At 74.8% G+C, this 19,865-nt stretch carries 18 protein-coding genes; 8 read left to right on the forward strand and 10 right to left on the reverse strand.

Going from position 1 to position 19,865, the window contains the following annotated elements; all coding sequences use genetic code 11:
• Positions 1-51 precede the first annotated feature (51 nt).
• Positions 52-846, forward strand: a complete 795-nt coding sequence (locus ACFPK1_RS17760; protein ID WP_378022271.1) for a hypothetical protein — start codon at positions 52-54, stop codon at positions 844-846.
• A gap of 92 nt (positions 847-938) precedes the next feature.
• Entirely contained in the window at positions 939-1,583 is a 645-nt protein-coding gene (locus tag ACFPK1_RS17765; RefSeq protein ID WP_378022272.1) for a class F sortase, read from the forward strand.
• Here ACFPK1_RS17765 and ACFPK1_RS17770 read toward each other — a convergent pair.
• Together ACFPK1_RS17770 and ACFPK1_RS17775 are read right to left on the reverse strand one after the other, a co-directional pair.
• Complete coding sequence (locus ACFPK1_RS17770; RefSeq protein ID WP_378022273.1) at positions 1,580-2,152, reverse strand: class F sortase; 573 nt, start codon at positions 2,150-2,152, stop codon at positions 1,580-1,582. The genes ACFPK1_RS17765 and ACFPK1_RS17770 overlap by 4 nt on opposite strands.
• On the reverse strand, positions 2,149-2,859 hold the full coding sequence (locus tag ACFPK1_RS17775; protein ID WP_378022274.1) for a CHRD domain-containing protein: 711 nt from the start codon (positions 2,857-2,859) through the stop codon (positions 2,149-2,151). The genes ACFPK1_RS17770 and ACFPK1_RS17775 overlap by 4 nt, the downstream gene beginning before the upstream one ends.
• A 235-nt stretch (positions 2,860-3,094) precedes the next feature.
• On the opposite strand from ACFPK1_RS17775, the gene ACFPK1_RS17780 reads away from it, so the two are divergent.
• The 4 genes from ACFPK1_RS17780 (at position 3,095) to ACFPK1_RS17795 (ending at position 8,598) form a co-directional block, all read left to right on the forward strand.
• Positions 3,095-3,646: a sigma-70 family RNA polymerase sigma factor gene (locus tag ACFPK1_RS17780; protein ID WP_378022275.1), complete on the forward strand. Its 552-nt coding sequence runs from the start codon at positions 3,095-3,097 to the stop codon at positions 3,644-3,646.
• Positions 3,643-4,371: a zf-HC2 domain-containing protein gene (locus ACFPK1_RS17785; RefSeq protein ID WP_378022276.1), complete on the forward strand. Its 729-nt coding sequence runs from the start codon at positions 3,643-3,645 to the stop codon at positions 4,369-4,371. The genes ACFPK1_RS17780 and ACFPK1_RS17785 overlap by 4 nt, the downstream gene beginning before the upstream one ends.
• Positions 4,372-4,563: 192 nt before the next feature.
• Positions 4,564-8,415: a multifunctional oxoglutarate decarboxylase/oxoglutarate dehydrogenase thiamine pyrophosphate-binding subunit/dihydrolipoyllysine-residue succinyltransferase subunit gene (locus tag ACFPK1_RS17790; RefSeq protein ID WP_378022277.1), complete on the forward strand. Its 3,852-nt coding sequence runs from the start codon at positions 4,564-4,566 to the stop codon at positions 8,413-8,415.
• A 6-nt stretch (positions 8,416-8,421) separates the two neighbouring features.
• Entirely contained in the window at positions 8,422-8,598 is a 177-nt protein-coding gene (locus tag ACFPK1_RS17795; RefSeq protein WP_274191560.1) for a DUF6104 family protein, read from the forward strand.
• A 383-nt stretch (positions 8,599-8,981) separates the two neighbouring features.
• Here ACFPK1_RS17795 and ACFPK1_RS17800 read toward each other — a convergent pair whose 3' ends face one another.
• The 8 genes from ACFPK1_RS17800 to ACFPK1_RS17835 form a co-directional block, all read right to left on the reverse strand.
• Positions 8,982-9,971, reverse strand: a complete 990-nt coding sequence (locus ACFPK1_RS17800; RefSeq protein ID WP_378022278.1) for a CobW family GTP-binding protein — start codon at positions 9,969-9,971, stop codon at positions 8,982-8,984.
• Between the two features lie 110 nt (positions 9,972-10,081).
• On the reverse strand, positions 10,082-11,008 hold the full coding sequence (locus tag ACFPK1_RS17805) for an ABC transporter substrate-binding protein (RefSeq protein ID WP_378022279.1): 927 nt from the start codon (positions 11,006-11,008) through the stop codon (positions 10,082-10,084).
• Positions 11,005-11,745: an ABC transporter permease gene (locus tag ACFPK1_RS17810; protein WP_378022280.1), complete on the reverse strand. Its 741-nt coding sequence runs from the start codon at positions 11,743-11,745 to the stop codon at positions 11,005-11,007. The genes ACFPK1_RS17805 and ACFPK1_RS17810 overlap by 4 nt, the downstream gene beginning before the upstream one ends.
• 3 nt (positions 11,746-11,748) lie before the next feature.
• Entirely contained in the window at positions 11,749-12,384 is a 636-nt protein-coding gene (locus tag ACFPK1_RS17815; RefSeq protein WP_378022281.1) for an ABC transporter permease, read from the reverse strand.
• Positions 12,381-13,463, reverse strand: coding sequence for an ABC transporter ATP-binding protein (locus ACFPK1_RS17820; protein ID WP_378022410.1), 1,083 nt, complete (start codon positions 13,461-13,463; stop codon positions 12,381-12,383). Before ACFPK1_RS17820 ends, ACFPK1_RS17815 begins: the two co-directional genes overlap by 4 nt.
• Positions 13,464-13,589: 126 nt before the next feature.
• Positions 13,590-16,283, reverse strand: a complete 2,694-nt coding sequence (locus ACFPK1_RS17825) for a putative bifunctional diguanylate cyclase/phosphodiesterase (protein WP_378022282.1) — start codon at positions 16,281-16,283, stop codon at positions 13,590-13,592.
• A 522-nt stretch (positions 16,284-16,805) separates the two neighbouring features.
• Positions 16,806-18,059: an NAD(P)-dependent malic enzyme gene (locus tag ACFPK1_RS17830; RefSeq protein ID WP_378022283.1), complete on the reverse strand. Its 1,254-nt coding sequence runs from the start codon at positions 18,057-18,059 to the stop codon at positions 16,806-16,808.
• Between the two features lie 221 nt (positions 18,060-18,280).
• Positions 18,281-18,610, reverse strand: coding sequence for a S24/S26 family peptidase (locus tag ACFPK1_RS17835; protein ID WP_378022284.1), 330 nt, complete (start codon positions 18,608-18,610; stop codon positions 18,281-18,283).
• Positions 18,611-18,702: 92 nt separating this feature from the next.
• On the opposite strand from ACFPK1_RS17835, the gene sodN reads away from it, so the two are divergent.
• Together sodN and ACFPK1_RS17845 are read left to right on the forward strand one after the other, a co-directional pair.
• Entirely contained in the window at positions 18,703-19,116 is a 414-nt protein-coding gene (sodN, locus tag ACFPK1_RS17840) for a superoxide dismutase, Ni (protein WP_444876324.1), read from the forward strand.
• A 105-nt stretch (positions 19,117-19,221) separates the two neighbouring features.
• Positions 19,222-19,860 carry a histidine phosphatase family protein gene (locus tag ACFPK1_RS17845; RefSeq protein ID WP_378022285.1) on the forward strand — a complete coding sequence of 213 codons (639 nt, stop codon included), beginning with the start codon at positions 19,222-19,224 and terminating at the stop codon, positions 19,858-19,860.
• Positions 19,861-19,865: the final 5 nt, after the last annotated feature.

A 19,865-nucleotide genomic window follows, 5' to 3' on the forward strand; every position in this document is an offset into this window, starting at 1 on the left:
CAGGCATCAGGTCGGCGACGTCGCCGGCCCCGTGCCAGAGAGGCCCCCACCGTGAGCATTCGTCGCAGGCTCGCCGCCACCCTCGTGTCGGGTGTCGCCGCGCTGGCGCTGGCCGGCGTCACCGCCGGCACCGCGACCGCCGCCGAGCCGATCGCCACCATCCCCGACCTCACCGGGCAGTCGTCGTCCGTCCGGCTCGACCCGGGCTTCACCGACGCGCTCGGCCAGCTCCAGGTCGAGCCCGGCACGATCGGCGACGCCACCCTCGAGGACGGCAGCGTCACGTTCCCGATCACCGGCGGCAACGTCACCGTCTACCGCCCGGGTGACGCCGACCCCTACGTCCAGGGCCGCATCGAGCACGACGGCAGCGGGCTGAGCCTGACCAAGGGCGACACGAAGGTCGAGCTGACCGACTTCGTGATCGACCCCGGCAACCCCGCCACGCTGAGCGGCAAGGTCAGCGCGGGCGGCCAGACCCTCGCCGAGTCCGCCGTGCTGTTCGACCTCGACGGCTCGACGCTCCAGCCGATCACGACCGACGCGGCGGCGGGCACCGCCACGCTGACCGGCACCACCGTGCGGCTCTCCCAGGACGCCGCGGCCGCGCTGAACCAGGCGTTCGGCACCCAGGCGATCCAGGGCGGGCTGACCATCGGCGTCGCCACGATCGTCGTCAACCTGCCCGGCCAGGTGCCCGCCATGCCCCAGGGCGGCGTCGAGACCGGCGGCGGCTCCACGAGCGGCCCGGACACCGCGCTCGTGCTCGCCGGCCTGACCGTGCTCGTGGCGGCCGGTGGCGTCGGGTTCGCCGCGCGCCGCCGTGCGGCGGCCGGCCGGGGCTGACGACCCCGAGCCGAGGCATTACTGGCTGGTATCTCTCGCTCGGCGAGCGATACCAGCCAGTAACCGTCGTCCTACCGCGGAGAGGAAGAACGATGACCGAGCCCGCGCGCCGCGCGGCCCTGCCGGTGGTCCTCGGGATGCTCGTGGTGCTCGGGCTGGTCCTCGTGGGGATCGGGGCACGGGGCACGACGGCCCCGCCCGCCCCCGCCGCGGCGTCCGGCTCCGCGCCGGCGTCCCCCTCGCCCGTCGCCGCCGCCGGTCCGCGCCAGGACCCGGCGTCGGGGCCGCGCCCGGTGGCCCTGGACATCCCCGCGATCGGGGTCGCCGGCCCGGTCAACGAGGTCGGCCTCCGGCCCGACGGCACCCTCGAGGTGCCCGTGCCGGGCCCGGCCTACGACCAGGCCGCCTGGTACCGCGGCTCGCCGACCCCCGGACGCGTCGGCCCCTCGGTGATCCTCGGCCACGTCGACTCCGCCGCGAACGGCCCGTCGGTGTTCTACCGGCTGGGCGAGCTGCGGCCGGGCGAGCGGATCACGGTCACCCTCGCCGACCGCACCACGCGCACGTTCGCCGTCGACGAGGTGCGCTCGGTCCCCAAGGACGCATTCCCGCGCCTCGAGGTCTACGGCGACACCGCGGGCCCCGAGCTGCGGGTCATCACCTGCGGCGGCGACTTCGACGACGCCGCGCGCTCCTACCGCGACAACACCGTGGTCTTCGCGCGCCTCGTCCCCTAGCGCCGGATGGCGTGCACCACGAGGTTGTCGGTGTAGCTGCGCGCCCCGCGGTCGAAGTCGCCCGCGCAGGTGACGAGGCGCAGGACGTCGTCCGGCGTGGCGCCGAAGACGGCGAAGGTCGGGAACGCGTCCTTGGCGACCTGCTCGACGCGCTCGACGGCGTAGCGGGCCGGCGAGCCGTCCGACCGGACGAGGTCGATCACGTCCCCCGGGCGCAGGTCGCGGAGCCGGAAGAACACGGCCGGCCCGCTGCGCGAGTCGACGTGACCGAGCAGCACCGTCGGGCCGGGGCGGGCCACCGACGGATCGAACCACCCCACCCGCGCGTAGTCCTGCGGGACCTCGGCCGTGCCGTCGGGCGCGACGCCGAGGCGCTGGACCTCCCGCTCGTCGACGCCGATCGCCGGGATCCGCACCGAGGTCGGGACGACGCGCCCCTCGGGGACCGCCGCGGCGGGGGCGGGCGGCGGGACCGGCGGCGGCGGGGCACCGCACCCCGCCAGGAGCACGAGCAGGGCCCCCGCGACCAGGACGCATCCCGACCGCAGGGGCCCCACGAACCACGTCACGCCCGCGACCGGGCCCCGCGCCGGCGCAGGACGGCCACCCCGGCCGCGACGGCGGCGAGGAGGCCACCGCCCGCGGCGAGCGCCGTGCCGGCACCGTCACCGGTGGACGCCGTCGCGCCGGCCCCGGTCTCGACGCCGCCCATCGGGACGCGCGTGAGCTGCCCGCGCACCGCGCCGGCCGTGTACTCCGCGGTGTGGGTGTCGCCGAAGAACGCGGCCGGGTTCGCCTCGATCTCGCGCAGCGAGAACCCGGTGCCGCTGTCCTGCCCGTTCGCCATGACGCCCGTGGTGAACGGGCCCTGGAGGCAGCCGGAGCTGGTGCGGGTCTCGCCCTCGCCCGACGGGTCCGGGAACGCGATGCGCGGCGGCCCGGACATCCCGGGCTGCGCCTCGTGGATGTGCGTCGCGGTGCGGGCCGGGCTCTGGTACTCGCCGGTGACGCCGCGCAGGGTCAGGTCGTAACAGATGATCTCCTCGTCGCTGTTGATGCGGTAGTTGAAGGTGCCGCTGGCGCCCGGCTGGCCCGGCGCCGGCTGGTTGTCCATCCCCACGACCGTGTCGGGGGTCGCCATGACGGTGAACATCGAGGTGAAGGTGTCCGGCTCGGGCACCTCGGTGTCGGCGGCGGACGCGGTGCCCGACGAGAGGACGACCGCACCGGCGGTCAGGACGGAGAGGGCGGCGAGCTTCGGGAGCGCACGGCGCACGGGGGCCTCCTGGAGGGCGAGATGTCCGAAGTGCCCGTCCCTACGGCGCGCCCGGCGTCGGCGTTCACCTCCGCTTCGCCCGATTTCCGTGAACGCCCCGGACCCGCGATGCGTACCGACGACCGTGACCCACGCCCTGCCCCTGCACCGCGCTCCCCGGGCCACGCACGTCACGAGGCGGTCACACACGTTTCAGCAGGATGCTCCGGACGTCGGAACACGCAGGGTGGAACGGGTGAGCGAGGCCGCGGGCACGGCGCGGGCGCCGGTGGACCTGCGCCGGGTCGAGGACCTCGAGACCGCCTATCGCGCGCACGCCGGCGAGCTCGAGCGCTTCGCCCTGCGCCAGCTGCGCGACCCGGGCGCCGCGGCCGACGTGGTGCAGGAGGTGTTCGTCCGCGCGTGGCGGCACGCCGAGCGCTACGACGCCGGGATTGCGAGCCTGCGCGTGTGGCTGTTCACGATCGCGAGGAACGTCGTCGTCGACCACGTGCGCCACGCCCGCAGCCGCCCCGGGACACCGACCGCACCCGCCGACCTGTCCCTGGTCGCCGGCCACGGCGCGGACTTCAGCGACGACCTCGTCACCGCCTGGTTCCTCGAGGAGGCCCTGACGCGCCTGGGCGACGACCAGCGGAGCGCGATCGTCGAGACCTCCGTGCGCGGCCGCCCCTACGCCGAGGTGGCTGCGGAACAGGGCGTGCCCGTCGGCACACTGCGCAGCCGGGTCTTCTACGGCCTGCGCAACCTGCGCCAGATCCTGGACGACACGGGGGTCCCGCTGTGAGCACTCCGCCCGACGGGCCGGCACACGAGTCCCTGCGCGCGATGCTCGGCGCGCACGCGCTCGGCCACCTCGACGCCGCGGAGGCCGCCGAGGTCGAGGCGCACCTCGCCACCTGCGCGTCGTGCCGCGCCGAGCTCGCCGCGATCGCGCCGCTGGCCGGTCCCCTCGCCCACGTGGACCCGGACGCCGGCCCCGCGCCCGGCGTCACCTCGGCCGACGGGTTCGCCGCGGTCCTGCGCCGGCTGGAGCAGGAGCCCGCGCCCGACTCCCGGCCCGCTCCCGAGCCCGCCCCCGAGCCCGTCCCCGACGAGCTCGCCGGCCGACGCGGCCGTGTCGCCCGCCCGCTGCTGGCCGCGGCGGCCGCCGCGGTCATCGGGCTCGCCGGGGTGGGCGTCGGGCTGGCGCTCGCCGGCGCGGGCGAGCCGGCGGTCGCGCCGGTGGCGGTCCAGGCGCTCGATCCCGACGTGCGGGCGAGCGCGGGCACGATCGACCACACGTGGGGGGTCGAGGTGGTGCTCACCGCCTCCGGGTTCGACGAGGGCCGGCGCTACGAGGTCACGGTGCTCGACCGCAGCGGGCGCCCGGTGCCCGCGGGGGCGTTCCGCGGCACCGGCGGGACGGAGATGGTCTGCCGGCTGAACTCCTCGGTGCTGCTCGACCAGGCCGGCGGGTTCGTGGTCACCGACGCCGACGGCGACGAGGTGCTGCGGTCGCGGTTCGCCTGATCACAGGGCGCCGCTGCGTGAGATGGCGCACGGTACGTGTCCGTCCGGTGGCTCAGAGGCACCGGACGCGGGCAGAGCACCCGCATGGACCGGTGCAGTAGCCGACAGGGCACCGACCCCGGGAGGTGTCAAGCGCTAATCTGGACACGCTTCCGACGCCACCGCGACGACTGATTGAGGCGATTTCGAGTCGTGTCGAGTAGTAGCCCGACCGCCCAGTTCGGACCCAACGAGTGGCTGGTCGACGAGATGTACCAGCGCTACCTGGCCGACCCCGATTCCGTCGACGCCGCGTGGCACGACTTCTTCGCCGACTACAGCCCCGACACCGCGCCCGACGAGGCCGGGGCGCACGCCAGCGCCGGCAACGCCGCCAACGGCAACGCCCCGCTCTCGGCGGAGTCGGCCGAGCCGCGCGGCGCGTCCCACGGGGAGGCCGCGTCGGCCACGGAGGCCACGTCGGCCACGGAGGACGCGGCCGACCCGCCCCGGCAGGCCCAGCAGCCCGGGCGGACCGAGCAGCAGCAGGCCTCCCCGCAGGCCCCGAGCGAGAAGGCCCCCGTGACGAGCGCGCCGACCCAGTCGTCCAGCACCGGCACCGACGGCACGAGCAAGCCGGCGGCGGGCACCACGAGCCCGGCGAAGTCCGCCCAGCCCGGGGCCGCCAACGGCGCCGTCGAGACGACGAAGCCGCTGCGCGGCGCGGCCAACGCGATCGCCAAGAACATGACCGCGTCGCTGCAGCTGCCGACGGCGACGAGCGTGCGCGCGGTCCCGGCGAAGCTGCTGGCCGACAACCGCATCGTGATCAACAACCACCTGCGGCGCACGCGCGGCGGGAAGGTGTCGTTCACCCACCTGCTCGGCTACGCGATGGTGCGCGCCCTCGCGGACTTCCCGAACATGAACCGGCACTTCGGCGAGGACGAGAAGGGCAAGCCCGCCGTCGTCGACCCCGGTCACGTCAACCTCGGCCTGGCGATGGACCTGCCGGGCAAGGACGGGTCGCGCTCGCTGGTCGTGGTGGCCCTCAAGGGCACCGAGAACATGAGCTTCGCCCAGTTCTGGGCGGCCTACGAGGACATGGTGCGCAAGGCCCGCACGGGCTCGCTGACCAGCGAGGACTTCGCCGGCGTCACCATCTCGCTCACCAACCCGGGCACGATCGGCACCAACCACTCGGTGCCGCGCCTGACCGTCGGCCAGGGCACGATCGTCGGCGTCGGCGCCATGGAGTACCCCGCCGAGTTCCAGGGGGCGAGCGAGGAGAAGCTCGCCGACATGGGCATCAGCAAGATCATCACGCTGACGTCCACGTACGACCACCGGATCATCCAGGGCGCCGAGTCCGGCGACTTCCTGCGCCGCATCCACCACCTCGTGCTCGGCGAGGACGGGTTCTACGACGACATCTTCGCGTCGCTGCGGATCCCCTACGAGCCGATCCGTTGGCGCCAGGACCTGCCGTCGTCGCAGATCGACCGCACCGCGCGGATCATCGAGCTGATCGACGCGTACCGGACGCGCGGCCACCTCATGGCCGACACCGACCCGCTGTCGCACCCCCAGCGCAAGCACCCCGACCTCGACATCGCGTCGCACGGCCTGACGCTCTGGGACCTCGACCGCGAGTTCCCCGTCGACGGCTTCGCCGGGCGCGGGTGCATGAAGCTGCGCGACGTCCTCGGCGTCCTGCGCGACTCGTACTGCCGCACCATCGGCATCGAGTACATGCACATCCTCGACCCCGAGAAGCGCGCCTGGCTCCAGGAGCGCATCGAGCGCCCGCACGAGAAGGTGCCGGTCGCCGAGCAGAAGTACATCCTCTCCAAGCTCAACGCCGCCGAGGCGTTCGAGGCGTTCCTGCAGACCAAGTACGTCGGGCAGAAGCGCTTCTCGCTCGAGGGCGCGGAGACCGTCATCCCGCTGCTCGACGCCGTGCTCGACACGGCCGCCGCGCACGAGATGGACGAGGTCGTCGTCGGTATGCCCCACCGCGGGCGGCTCAACGTGCTCGCCAACATCGTCGGCAAGCCCGTCTCGCAGATCTTCCGCGAGTTCGAGGGCAACCTCGACCCGGGCCAGGCCCACGGCTCCGGCGACGTGAAGTACCACCTCGGTGCCGAGGGCAAGTTCTTCCGCATGTTCGGCGACGGCGAGACCACGGTGTCTCTGACGTCGAACCCCTCGCACCTCGAGGCCGTCGACCCGGTGATGCAGGGCATCGTGCGCGCCAAGCAGGACATGCTCGACAAGGGCCCCGAGGGCTTCACGGTCCTGCCCGTCACGCTGCACGGCGACGCGGCGTTCGCCGGCCAGGGCGTGGTGGCCGAGACGCTGAACCTGGCGCTGCTGCGCGGTTACCGCACCGGCGGCACCGTGCACGTGATCGTCAACAACCAGGTCGGCTTCACCACCGCGCCCGAGCACACCCGCTCGACGCACTACTGCACCGACGTGGCGAAGATGATCGACGCGCCGGTCTTCCACGTGAACGGCGACGACCCGGAGGCCTGCGTCTGGGTGGCGCGGCTGGCCGTGGAGTTCCGCGAGCGCTGGAACTCCGACGTCGTGATCGACATGATCTGCTACCGCCGCCGCGGTCACAACGAGGGCGACGACCCCTCGATGACCCAGCCGGAGATGTACGACGTCATCGACGCCAAGCGCTCGGTGCGCAAGACCTACACCGAGTCGCTGATCGGCCGCGGCGACATCTCGCTCGACGAGGCCGAGCACGCGCTACGCGACTACGGCAGCCAGCTCGAGCACGTGTTCAACGAGGTCCGCGAGCTGGAGAAGGCCGACCCCGAGCCGAGCCCGTCGGTCGAGTACGAGCAGGCCGTGCCCAACTCGCTGCAGACGGCGGTGCCGCTGGACGTCATCCAGCGGATCGCCCGGGCGCACGTCGACCTGCCCGAGGGCTTCGCCGTGCACCCGCGCGTCAAGCCCGTCCTCGAGCGGCGCGCCAAGGCGGCCGCCACCGGCTCCGAGGAGGGCATCGACTGGGCCTACGCCGAGCTGCTGGCCTGGGGCTCGCTGCTCATCGACGGCAAGCTCGTGCGCCTGTCGGGCCAGGACTCGCGCCGCGGGACGTTCGTGCAGCGCCACTCGGTGGTCATCGACCGCCACGACGGCTCGGAGTACGTGCCGCTGCGCCACCTGACCGCCGACCAGGGCCGGTTCATGCCCTACGACTCGGCGCTCTCGGAGTTCGCGGCCGTGGGCTTCGAGTACGGCTACTCGGTCGCCAACACCGAGGCGCTGGTGCTGTGGGAGGCGCAGTTCGGCGACTTCGTCAACGGCGCCCAGTCGATCATCGACGAGTTCATCTCGTCCGGTGAGGCCAAGTGGGGCCAGACCTCCGACGTCGTGCTGCTGCTGCCGCACGGCCACGAGGGCCAGGGCCCCGACCACACCTCGGGGCGCATCGAGCGCTTCCTGCAGCTGTGCGCCGAGGGGTCGATGACGGTCGCGGTGCCGTCGAGCCCGGCGAACTACTTCCACCTGCTGCGCCGGCACGCCACCGACGGGGTGCGCCGCCCGCTGGTGGTCTTCACGCCGAAGTCGATGCTGCGCAACAAGGCGGCGGTCAGCCCGGTCGAGGACTTCACCTCGGGCGGCTACCGGCCGATCCTCGACGACCCGGCCTTCCGCGACGGCGGCACCGACGGGGTCACCCGCCTGCTGCTCTGCGCCGGCAAGATCTACTACGAGCTGGTCGCCGCGCGGGAGAAGGCGGGCCGCACCCACGACACCGCGATCGTGCGGATGGAGCAGCTCTACCCGATCGCGACCGACGAGCTCGCCGCCGTCCTCGACCGGTACCCGAACGCGAACGGCGACGTCCGCTGGGTGCAGGAGGAGCCGGCGAACCAGGGCGCCTGGCCCTTCCTGGGCCTCTGGCTGCCCGAGCGGATGAACGGCCGCCTGCCCCACCTCAAGCGCGTCTCCCGGCGTCGCATGGCCGCCCCGGCCGCCGGCGTCGCGAAGGTGCACGAGGTCGAGCAGAAGGCGCTCATCGCCGAGGCGCTCGCGGACTAGTTCGTCGTGTACTTCACGGATCGCGGGATCGAGGAGCTCGAGGACCGGCGGGGCGAGGAGGAGGTCAGCCTGGCGTGGCTGGCCGACCGCCTCCGCGCCTTCGTCGACGCCCATCCCGAGCACGCCGGCGCCGCCGACCGCTTCGCGACCTTCCTCGCGCGCGACGACAGCGACGACGAGTAGGTCGTGGCGGTTCCTGACCGAAGGGCCCCTTCGCTCGGATAGACGGGCGAGGGGCGCCCTTCGCCGGTGCCGTGCGTGCGGTGCCGGTGCGTGCGGCGCCGGCGCGCCCCAGAGATCACGAGCACCTCGTCCACCTCGCCCGGCTCGCCGAGGTGCCTGGCGTGCTCCTGATCTTCGGCGGTGGGGCGGGGTACGCCGCCGGTCGGCGCGCCTCGTCGCCGCGGCCCCGCAGATCACGAGCACCTCGTCCACGTCGGCTCGGCGTCCGCCGTGCACCACGTGCCCGTGATCTCCCGCGCCGGGCGCTCCCCGCGAAGCGAACGGGGACTTCGCGCGCATAGAAGCAGCGAGATACCCGTTCGCTGCCACAGCCGCCCGCCCGCTCAGAGCGCGTCGACGCGGTCGGACTCCTCGTAGCGCAGCACCGGCAACAGCGACGGCTCCCCGGCCGCGGGGTCGGCGGCGCAGGCGTCGATCGCCGCGTGCAGACCCGCCGCGTCGAGGCCGGCGCCGATGAACACCAGGCGCGCGCCGGCGACGTCGACCGAGCGGGGCGCCGGACGCACCCGGATCGCCGTGCCGACGGTCTGGACGACGAACGGGGCGGCGCCGGGGAAGCGCACCACGCCCTTCGCGCGGAACACACCGGCCGGCCCGGCCTCGAGGAACGCCGCGAACCGCGCCGGGTCGAGCGGGGCGTCCCGTTCCACCGCGACGCTCTCCGCGGCGGTGTGCGCATGGCCGGCGTCCTCGCGCAGCAGCACGTCGAACGCCAGCTGGCTCGACCGCGACGGGCGGCGGCGCGCCGGCGGGTCGACGAGCAGCGCCGGGTCCACCGCGCCGCGCACCACCGGGAGCACCGGGCCCGGGGCGGTCTCCCGCAGGGCGGCGAGCAGCGGGGCGGGGTCGGCGACGCGGTCGACCTGGTTGAGCACCACCAGGTCCGCGAGCCGCACCACGCCGTCGGTCTCGCCCGTGACCGCGTCGACCACCACCACCAGCCCGCCGTACGCGGCGTGCCGCGCCTCACCCGCGATCGCGTCGAGCAGCAGGCGCACCAGCTCGCGCGGCTCCGCGAGGCCGCTGGCCTCCACCACGACGAGGTCGAGGCGCGCCGACGGCGCCGTCAGCTCCGCGAGCAGGCCGGCGAGCCCGTTGGCGTCGGTGGTGCAGCACAGGCACCCGTTCGCCAGCGAGGTGACGGCGCTGGCCTGCCCCGCCACGAGCATCGCGTCGATCCCGATCGCGCCGAAGTCGTTGACGACGACGCCGATCCGGACCCCGTCGGCGCGGCGCAGCAGGTGGTTGACGAGCGTCGACTTGCCGGCACCGAGCTGACCGGCGACCAGCACCACGGGGACGCGACGGGGCACGCCGATCACCCTCGCACAGGCCCGGCGGGCCCCGGTCCCCGGAGCGAACGGGGAGTTCGCGCGCGTAGAAGCAGCGAACAGCGCGTTCGCTCCGGGAGGGGGCGGCGGGGCTACCGGATGCCCGCCGAGTTCAGCCAGTCGCGGGCGACGACGGCGGGGTCGGGGCGGTCGGGGCCGGCGAGGCGCTGGTTGAGCTGGGTCAGCTGGGTGGTGTCCATCGCCGCCGAGATCTGGTTGAGCGTGTCGGTGACCCGGGGGTCCGCCGACTTCGCGCGGTTGATCAGCGGCACGACGTTCTGGGCGGCGAAGTTCGACCGGGGGTCCTCGAGCACCACGAAGTCGTTCTCGGGGATCGAGGCGTCGGTGGTGAACAGGTCGGCGGCCTGGACGGTGCCGTCGCGCAGCGCGGCGACGGTCAGCGGGCCGCCGGCGTCGAGGGCGCGGAACTCGCGGAACGTGCAGTTGTAGATCCGCTGCAGGCCCGGGACACCGTACGAGCGCTGCTGGAACTCCGGCGGGCCGCCGAACGCGATCGTCGAGCACAGCGGGGCGAGGTCCTCGATCGAGCGCAGGTTGTTCTGCGTCGCGTAGGCGCGGGTGACGACGACGGCGTCCTTGTCCTCCGCGGCGCTCTGCGCGAGCAGCTGGAGCTGGGGTGGCAGGGCGGCGGAGACCTGCTGGTAGATCTGGTCGGAGGCGGTGGCCGTGGCCTGGGGGTTGAGGAACTGCAGCAGGTTGCCGGTGTAGTCGGGCACGAGGTCGATCTCGCCGCGCTGCAGCGCGGGGAAGTAGGTCTCGCGGCTGCCGATGCCGAAGCGTCGCTCGACGGTGACGCCCTTGGTCTCCAGGGCGCTCGCGTAGATCTCGGCGAGCAGGCGGTTCTCGGTGAAGTTCGCCGAGCCGATGCGCACGGTGCCCTGCGCCGAGGGCGCGGCGGGCTCGGTGGCCAGCGGGTCGGAGCCGCCGCCGCACCCGGCGAGCAGGACGCCGACGGCGGCGATCGCCGCCAGGAGCAGCAATCGGGAGGATCGGATCATCGGTCGTGCCTCTCTGCGGGCGACGGGGTGGATGCGGAGTGCAGGGCCCCGGCAGGGGCACCGTCGGGGCGGTGCCGGAGCCGGAGCCGGGTGGGACCGGGCGTGACGAAGCGCCCGAGGAGCTGGAGCACGAGCTCGACGACGATCGAGAGCACCGCGACGATCAGCGCGCCGCCGAGCATCTGCGGGAAGTCGCGCACCGAGAAGCCGTCGATGATGTAGCGCCCGAGGCCGCCGAGCCCGACGTAGGCCGCGATCGTCGCGGTGGCGATGACCTGCAGCGTCGCGAACCGCACCCCGCCGAGCACCAGCGGCACGGCGGCGGGCACCTCGACCTGCAGCAGGATCTGGTGCTCGCGCATCCCCATCCCGCGCGCGGCGTCGACCGCGCCCGGGTCGGCGCCCGCGACGCCGGAGTAGGCGCCGGCGAGCATCGGCGGGATCGCGAGCAGCACCAGCGCGAGCGTCGGCGGCAGCAGCCCGAGGCCCAGGAGCAGCACGAACAGCACGAGCACGCCCAGCTCGGGCAGGGCGCGCAGGCCGTTGGCGACGCCGACGACCGCGAGCCCGCCGCGGCGGGTGTGCCCGATGACCGCGCCGAGCGGCAGCGCGATCACCGCGGCGATGACGACGGCGAGCAGCGTGTAGCCGAGGTGCTCGAGCACGCGGGCCGGGATGCCGGTGGAATAGCTCCACTGCGCGGGCGCGGAGAACCACTCGACGAGGCGTCCGAGCACGGCCTACACCCCCGCCCCGGCGCGCGACCACGGCGAGAGCGTGCGGCCCAGCGCGAGCCACAGCGCGTCGAAGAGGAACGCGAGCAGGACCGACCCGATGATGCCGGTGGCCACCATCGCCGTGTAGTCCTGACCGAAGCCGTCGGTCATGAGGGTGCCCAGCGACGGGATGCCGACGAGGGCACCCACCGTCACCAGCGAGAACGCCGACACCGACGCCACCCGGACGCCGGCGGTGAGCACCGGGACGGCGAGCGGGAGCTGGACGCCGAACAGGAGCCCCGCGGGCCGGTAGCCCACCGCCGTCGCGGCCGTGGTGACCGTGTCGGGCACCGCGTCGAGGGCCTCGGCCACGCTGCGCACGAGCAGCGCCACCGTGTAGATCGTGAGCGTGAGCCCCACGTTGACCGGGCTGAGGATCGGCGTGCCCAGCAGCACCGGGATGAACACGATGAGCGCCAGCGACGGGACCGTGTAGAGCGCGCCGGACAACGGCACCAGGACCCGGCGGGCGCCCGCCGAGCGGTGGGCCCACCACCCCAGCGGCAGGGCGACGAGCAGGCCCAGGACCACCGGGACGACCGCCAGCAGGACGTGGGCGATCACCAGGTCGTCGATGTCGTACCCGAACGCCCTCACCGCGGGGCACCCCGATCGAGCAGCGCCAGCACGTCGTCGGTGTCGACCCCGCCGCGGTAGCGGCCCGCGCCGTCGACGGCGACCCCGCGCCCGGCCGGCGAGCTCAGGGCCGCGTCGAGGGCCCCGCGCAGCGTGCCGGCGGCGTCGGCGGCGGCGTCGTCGCCGTCGGTGACGTACACCGAGCCGAGGTCGTGGCGCGCGCCGTCGGGGCCGAGCCACGCCGCGGGGCGCTCGCTGCCGTCGAGCAGGACGGTCCACTCCCCCGGGGTGCCGGAGTCGCCGTTCGCGTCGGCGCGGGTCGGCAGGTCGACCAGGCGCAGCGCGGTGGCCGGCACGAAGCCCAGGCGCCGGTAGCCGCGGTCGCGGCCGACGAACCCGGCCACGAAGTCGTCGACGGGGTGGGCGAGCAGCTCGTCGGGCGGCGCGAACTGGGCGAGGCGCCCGCCGACGCGCAGCACGGCCACGCGGTCGCCCAGGCGGATCGCCTCGTCGATGTCGTGGGTGACGAAGAGGATGGTCTTGCCCAGGTCGGCCTGCAGGCGCAGCAGCTCGTCCTGCAGCTCGACGCGCACCACGGGGTCGACCGCGGAGAACGGCTCGTCCATGAGCAGCACCGGGGCGTCGCCGGCGAGCGCGCGGGCCACGCCGACCCGCTGCTGCTGGCCGCCCGAGAGCTGGGCGGGCCAGCGCTGGGCGAGCGCGGCGTCGAGCCCGACCCGCTCGAGCACCTCGGCCGCCCGGGCCCGCGCCTCGCGCCGCGACAGGCCCTGGAGCACCGGGACGGTGGCCACGTTGTCGATCACCCGGCGGTGCGGGAACAGGCCCGCCTGCTGGATGACGTAGCCGATGCCGCGGCGCAGGTCGGCGGGGTCGCCCTGCGCGACGTCGCGCCCGGCGAGGTACACCGCGCCCGACGTCGGCTCGACCATGCGGTTGACCGTGCGCAGCGAGGTGGTCTTGCCGCAGCCCGACGGCCCGACCAGCACGGTGATCTCGCCCTCGCGCGCCGTCAGCGACAGCGACTCCAGCCCCACCGTCCCGTCGGCGAAGCGCTTGCCGACGTCCCGGAACTCGATCACGTGCTGGCCCCCGGGCTCGGACGGCGGCACGGGTTCGGCCACCGAGTCGAGGCGTGAATCTAACCGGGCACCCCGACACCCGCGACCGATCACCGCCCCGCGGGAGGGCGTGATGTGACACCGGTCTCAGCCGGCCCGGCGGTCCTCCGGCGTCAGCGGCCCCCGGCGCAGCAGCTGCGTGAACGCCTCGCCCGGCATCGCGCGGGCGAACAGCCACCCCTGGTAGGCGTGCACGCCGAGGTCGCGCAGCACCGCGAACTGGTCGGCGTCCTCGACGCCCTCGGCCACGCAGACCTGGCCGATGGCCGCGGTGAGGTCGACGACGGCCCGGGCCACCGCACGGTCGGACTCGCCGGTCGCCACCCCCCGGACGAACCCGCGGTCGAGCTTGACGATCTGCGCGGGCAGCCCCGTCAGCCGCGACAGCGACGAGTAGCCGGTGCCGAAGTCGTCCACGGCGAAGCGCACGCCGGCGGCGATCAGCTCGTTCATCTCGCGCAGGGTGGTCGACGGGAGGTCGGCGAGGCAGGTCTCGACGAGCTCGAGGACCAGGCGGTCGTAGGGCAGGCCCGCGCCGGTGACGGCCTCGTGCACGGTGTCGAGGAAGTCGGGGTCGCCGGGCAGCAGGCCCGCGAGGTTCACCGCCACCGAGGGCACGGTGCCGTCGGGCGCCGACGGCGGCCACACGGCGGCCTCGCGCACGGCGGTGCGCAGCACCCAGCGGTCGAGGTCGCCGAGCAGGTCGGCGGCCTCGGCGACGGGCAGGAACTTGTCGGGGAAGAGCAGGCCGTGCTCGGGGTGCTGCCAGCGGACCAGGGCCTCGGCGGTCTGCACGCGCCCGTCGGGGCCGACGACCGGCTGGAAGTGCAGCACCAGCTCGTCGTTGACCATGGCCTCGCGCAGCTGGGTCTCCAGGCGCAGCGCCTCGTCGGCGCCCTTCATGATGGCCTCGTCGGCGAGCGCGAACCGGCCGGTGCCGCCGCTCTTGGCCTCGAAGAGCGCGGCGTCGGCGAAGCGCATGAGGTCGCCGGTGCCCGGGTGGGCCGGCGCCGGGTCGAGGCCCGCGAGCTCGGTGAGGCGCTCCCGGCGCAGCACCTGCTCCACCGGGTCGGCGGTCGGGTCGATGTCGGGCCGGGCGGGGTCGGTGTGGGCGTCGGCGCCGATGGTCGCGCCGACCGCCGCCCCGACCGTCGCCGAGATCCGCACGAGCTGCCCGTGCACCGGGATGGCGGTGCGCAGGATGCCCGCGACCGTGGCCGAGAGCGCGTCCAGCCCGCCGTGCAGGTCGACGTCGGCGCACACGACGACGAACTCGTCGCCCGCGCTGCGCGAGGCCGCGCACCCGGCGGGCAGGCGCTCGCGCAGCCGCGCCGCCAGCTCCACGAGCAGCTCGTCGCCCGCGTCGTGGCCCAGCGAGTCGTTGACGCGCTTGAAGTTGTCGAGGTCGCAGAACAGCACCCCGGTGCGCCGCGCCGTCGGGCCGGCGAGCAGCCGCGAGACGGTGGTGGTGAGCGCGCGCCGGTTGGGCAGGCCGGTGAGCTCGTCGTGCATGGCCTGGTGGCGCAGGCTCGCCTCCACCCGGCGGGCGTCGGTGACGTCGGTGAACACGACGAGGTGGGTGACGCCGCCGTCGTCGTGCACCGAGACCGAGACGTGCAGCTCGCACCACACCGGGTCGGCGGCGGCGCCGCCCGCGCCGCGCTCGCGGGTCCGCAGGGCCCGCGGCGCGCACGACCAGCTCACCGACCCCGCCGAGCCCGCCGGCCGCGACAGCAGCGGCGTCACCGGCCCCGGCCCGGCGGCGGTCTCGGCGGCGAGGTCGAGCAGCTCGTCGGCGCGGCAGCCGCGCAGCGCCTCGGGGCCCTGCCCCAGCAGCCGGCACAGCGCCTGGTTCGCCTTGACCAGCCGCTCGTCGTCGTCGAACAGCGCGATCCCGACGGGGGCGACGGCGAGCAGGTCGGTGAAGCGCTGGGTCAGCGCGCGCAGCCGCTCCTCGGCCTGGCGGCGGCCGGTGACGTCGGACGCGGTGCCGAGCACGCTGCCGTCGGGGCGCATCGCGGCGTGCAGCGCCAGGATGCGCCCGGTCCCGTCGCCGAGGCGCGCCTCGGCCTCGAGCGGCGTGCCCTCGGCCACCAGCGCCGCCCAGCGGCGCACGAACCCGCCCCGGTCGGCGGGGTGCAGCGCGTTGAGGAGGTCCTCGGCCCGCCGCGGGCGCTCCTCGATCCCGAGCAGCTCGGCGAGCACCGGGGAGACGCGCGCCGAGCCCGAGGCGAGGTCGACCTCCCAGTGCCCCAGGCCCGCGATGCGCTCGACGTCGGCCGCGGACGGCCCCTCCGCCGGCCCCTCCGCCGGCCCCTCCGTACCCGGGCCGGGCTCGCGGGCGGGGACGGGAGCCTGCTGGGGCACCAGGACCAGTGTTGCGCCGCCCAGCGCGTCCCGCCACACCACGACGTGCACCGGCAGCGGCACGTCCGCCACGCGCCGCAGTCGCGCGGTGAGCAGGCCCTCGGGGCCGGCGCAGGGGTCGACGGTCCCGAAGTCGACGAGCAGGTCGTGCAGCGGGCGCCCGAGCATGCCCCGCGGCTCGACGGTGCCGGCGGGGTCGACGAGGAGGGCGACCTGGTCGCGCACGGCGACGACGCGCCCGTGGGCGTCGTGGTGCAGCGCGGCCCCGGGGGGCAGCGTCACGCCGCCCTCGGGACCACCGTCCGCGGGGGGCAGCACCGCGAGCGCCCCGGCCCGGTGCTTCGCCGCCGCACCGGGCATCCCGGTGGCGAGGGCGAGGCCACGCGAGCCCGGCACCGGCACGGCACTCCCCACGTCTGCGCTCCCCTCGCACGCGGCCCCGCCCGTCCCGGATGGAACGGCCCCTCCGCGTCTGTCTCAGCAACGAAGGAGACCCGGTCCGGGTCCGGGTGGATCACCCCGTGGGGGGACGTCGCGCGGCGACCGCGTGTTCCGACGCGTTCTGCTGCACGACACGGACGATCGACCTTGAGGTCACCGACCGGTCGTCGCGCCGAAGCGGACGGAGTCCACGACGAGCGGCAGACGGCCCAGCGCCACTCGGCCGATGGACCGCGAGATCACCCACCTGCGGCTCAGCGGCCTACCGACGGTAGATCCTCGCCGCCACGAGCGGTCCGGATCACGCCGCGAACGCTCCGCAACCTCCGGAAGGATGACGGGTGATCGGCCGGGTGAGCGACATCGACACGCCGGGAACCGCGACCACCCGTCGGTACCCGACGTGCCGATGCCGCAAACCGTCGCGGACAACCGGATCGGCCACCACCCCCGGGCGCACGACTCGATCGCGCGCCATCGGGTGACGACGGCTCGCTAGTGCCCGTGCCCCTCCGCCGCGACCTCCGCGACGTGGCGGCGCACGACGCCCTCCTCGGCCGCCGCGCGGGCCACCGCCTGCGCCACCGCCGGCGCCACGCGGGGGTCCAGGGCGCTGGGCACGATGTGGTCGGCGCCGAACTCCTCGTCGCCCGCGGCGATGTCGGCGATCGCGTCCGCCGCGGCCAGCTTCATGGCCTCCGTGATGCGCCGGGCGGCCGCGTCGAGCGCCCCGGCGAACACACCGGGGAAGGCGAGCACGTTGTTGATCTGGTTCGGGTAGTCGCTGCGCCCGGTCGCGACGACCGCCGCGTGCTTGCGCGCGACCTCGGGGTCGATCTCCGGGTCGGGGTTGGACAGCGCGAAGACGATGCCGCCCTCGGCCATCGAGGCGATCACGGACTCGGGGATGGTCGAGCCCGAGAGGCCGAGGAACACGTCGGCCCCGGACACCGCGGCGGCGAGGTCGCCGCGCACGCCCCGCGGGTTGGTCTCCTCGGCGAGCGCCATCTTCTCCACGTTCATGCCCTCGCGGCCCGCGTGGATGACCCCGCGCGAGTCGAGCACGACGACGTCGCTCGCCCCCGCCGAGAGCAGGATCTTCGCGCAGGCGACGCCGGACGCGCCCGCGCCGCTGACGACGACCTTGAGCGAGGCGAGGTCGCGGTCAAGGACGCGCGCGGCGTTGCGCAGCGCCGCGAGCACGACGATGGCGGTGCCGTGCTGGTCGTCGTGCATCACCGGGCAGTCGAGCGCCTCGATCAGCCGCCGCTCGATCTCGAAGCAGCGCGGGGCCGCGATGTCCTCGAGGTTGACCGCGCCGAAGCTCGGGCGCAGGTGCACGAGGGTGTCGACGATCTCGTCGACGTCGGTGGTCTCGAGCACCAGCGGGATCGAGTCGAGGTCGGCGAACGCCTTGAACAGCGCCGACTTGCCCTCCATGACGGGCAGCGACGCGCGCGGGCCGATGTCGCCCAGCCCGAGGACGGCAGTGCCGTCGGACACCACGGCCACCAGGCGGTGGGTCCACGTGTAGCGGGCGGTGAGCGCCTTGTCGTCGGCGATCGCGCGGCAGACCTTCGCCACCCCGGGCGTGTAGGCGATCGCGAGGTCGCGGCGCCCGGCGAGGCCGACCGTCGGCGTCACCGAGAGCTTGCCGCCCTCGTGCGACGCGAACACCTCCTCCTCGGTGATGTCGCGGCCGTCGAGGGCGGGCTGGTTCGTGGTGGCGTCGTTGCCGGGGTCGCTCACGGTGGCTCCAAGCGGTGGGGGTCGCGCAGGCAGGGCTGGCGAGGTCGGGGTACCCGGGCGGGAGGCGGTGGCGGCACCCGCGGTCGGCGGGTGCCGGGCGGGCCGTCGGCGCGGGTGGGCGCGCGGCCCGGGCCAAGGTGCTCTCGCTCGCCCGGTCACCGCCGATCCTCGCGCGTCGGCGGGGGTCGTGTCTGCGTCCGGGGTCACCCGGCGCGCCGCGACTACCGCGCGTGCAGCCGCCCGGGCCGCGGCCACAGCCGCCAGCGGACCGGCCCGAGCACCTCCGCGGGCCCGAGGGTGCGGGAGTCGGTGGAGGCGAGCGGGGCGTCGCCCACCGCGAACCAGCCGTCGTCGAGGGCCAGGGCCGCGCGCTTCACGGAGAGCTGGCCGGGCCGCGAGGCCCACCGCACGAGGGCGAGCTCGCCGGGCCGCACCACGCTTCCCGGGAGCGCCAGGACGACGTCGCCGTCACGCAGCGTCGGCGCCATCGAGCCACCCCGCACCAGCACCCGCCGCGGACGGCGTGCCAGCAGCTCGCGAAGGGTCCTCACCGGCGGCGCTCCACGTGTCGTCGGGCGGGGCTGGGGGTACGTTCTCTGTCGTCGGAACGATCACCATTCCCCACCAGGAAGAGGGAGGCGAGATGGGACTGCTCTCCAGCGTCCTGCGACCGCGTCTGGAGGCCACCGCACACTGCGACCTCCCCTGCGGCGTCTACGACCCGGCCCAGGCCCGGATCGAGGCCGAGTCGGTCAAGGCGATCCAGGAGAAGTACCAGTCCAACGAGGACCCGGCCTTCCGGACCCGCGCCATCCAGATCAAGGAAGAGCGCGCGGACCTCGTCAAGCACCACCTCTGGGTGCTGTGGACGGACTACTTCAAGCCCCCGCACTTCGAGAAGTACCCGCAGCTCCACGAGCTGTTCAACAAGGCCACCAAGGCCGCGGGCGGCGGCGCCGACGGCGCCAAGTCGTCGATGGACCCGCAGACCGGCCAGCAGGTCCTCGACTACATCGCCGAGATCTCGGACATCTTCTGGGAGACCAAGAAGGGCTGAGCGCTCGCGCGCGAGACCTCCCGACGCGCCCGTCCCCGACATCGGGGGCGGGCGCGTCGTCGTCGGGGGCGTTCGGCGCGGGCCCCACCGGGTAGGAACGCCTCCGTGAGCGCGACCCCCATCGGACGCATCTACGTCCTGCGGCACGGCGAGACCGAGTGGTCCCGCGACGGACGGCACACCGGGCGCACCGACCTCCCGCTGACGGAGAAGGGCGAGGAGGCCGCGCGGACCGCCGGGCGCCTGCTCGTCACGCTGCGCGGCGCCGACGCCCCGCCCCCGGCCGTCTGGACCAGCCCCCGACAGCGGGCCACCGAGACCGCCCGGCTCGCGGGCCTGGAGCCGTCGGCGGTGCGCGAGGACCTCGTCGAGTGGGACTACGGCGCCTACGAGGGCCGCACGACGCCCGAGATCCGCGAGGAGGTGCCGGGCTGGACGGTGTGGACGCACCCCTGCCCGGGCGGGGAGACGGGCGCCGAGGTGGCTGCCCGCCTCGACCACGTCCTCGCCGACGCCGGGCAGGAGCTCGCGGCCCGCGACGTCGTGCTCGTCGGCCACGGCCACGCCGGGCGGGTGCTCATCGCGCGCTACCTGGGCCTCGACCCGTCGGCGGGCGTCGGCTTCGCGTTCGACGCGGCGTCGGTGACGGTGCTGGGCCACGAGCGCGGGGTGCCGCGCATCGACCTGCTCAACGCTCCCGGCGGGCTCGTCGAGCCCCCGCCCCCGCCGGCGGACCGGCACTGACGGTG

The sequence above is a fragment of the Actinomycetospora rhizophila genome (assembly GCF_042657905.1).
In the GTDB taxonomy this organism is placed as follows: Bacteria; Actinomycetota; Actinomycetes; order Mycobacteriales; family Pseudonocardiaceae; genus Actinomycetospora; species Actinomycetospora rhizophila.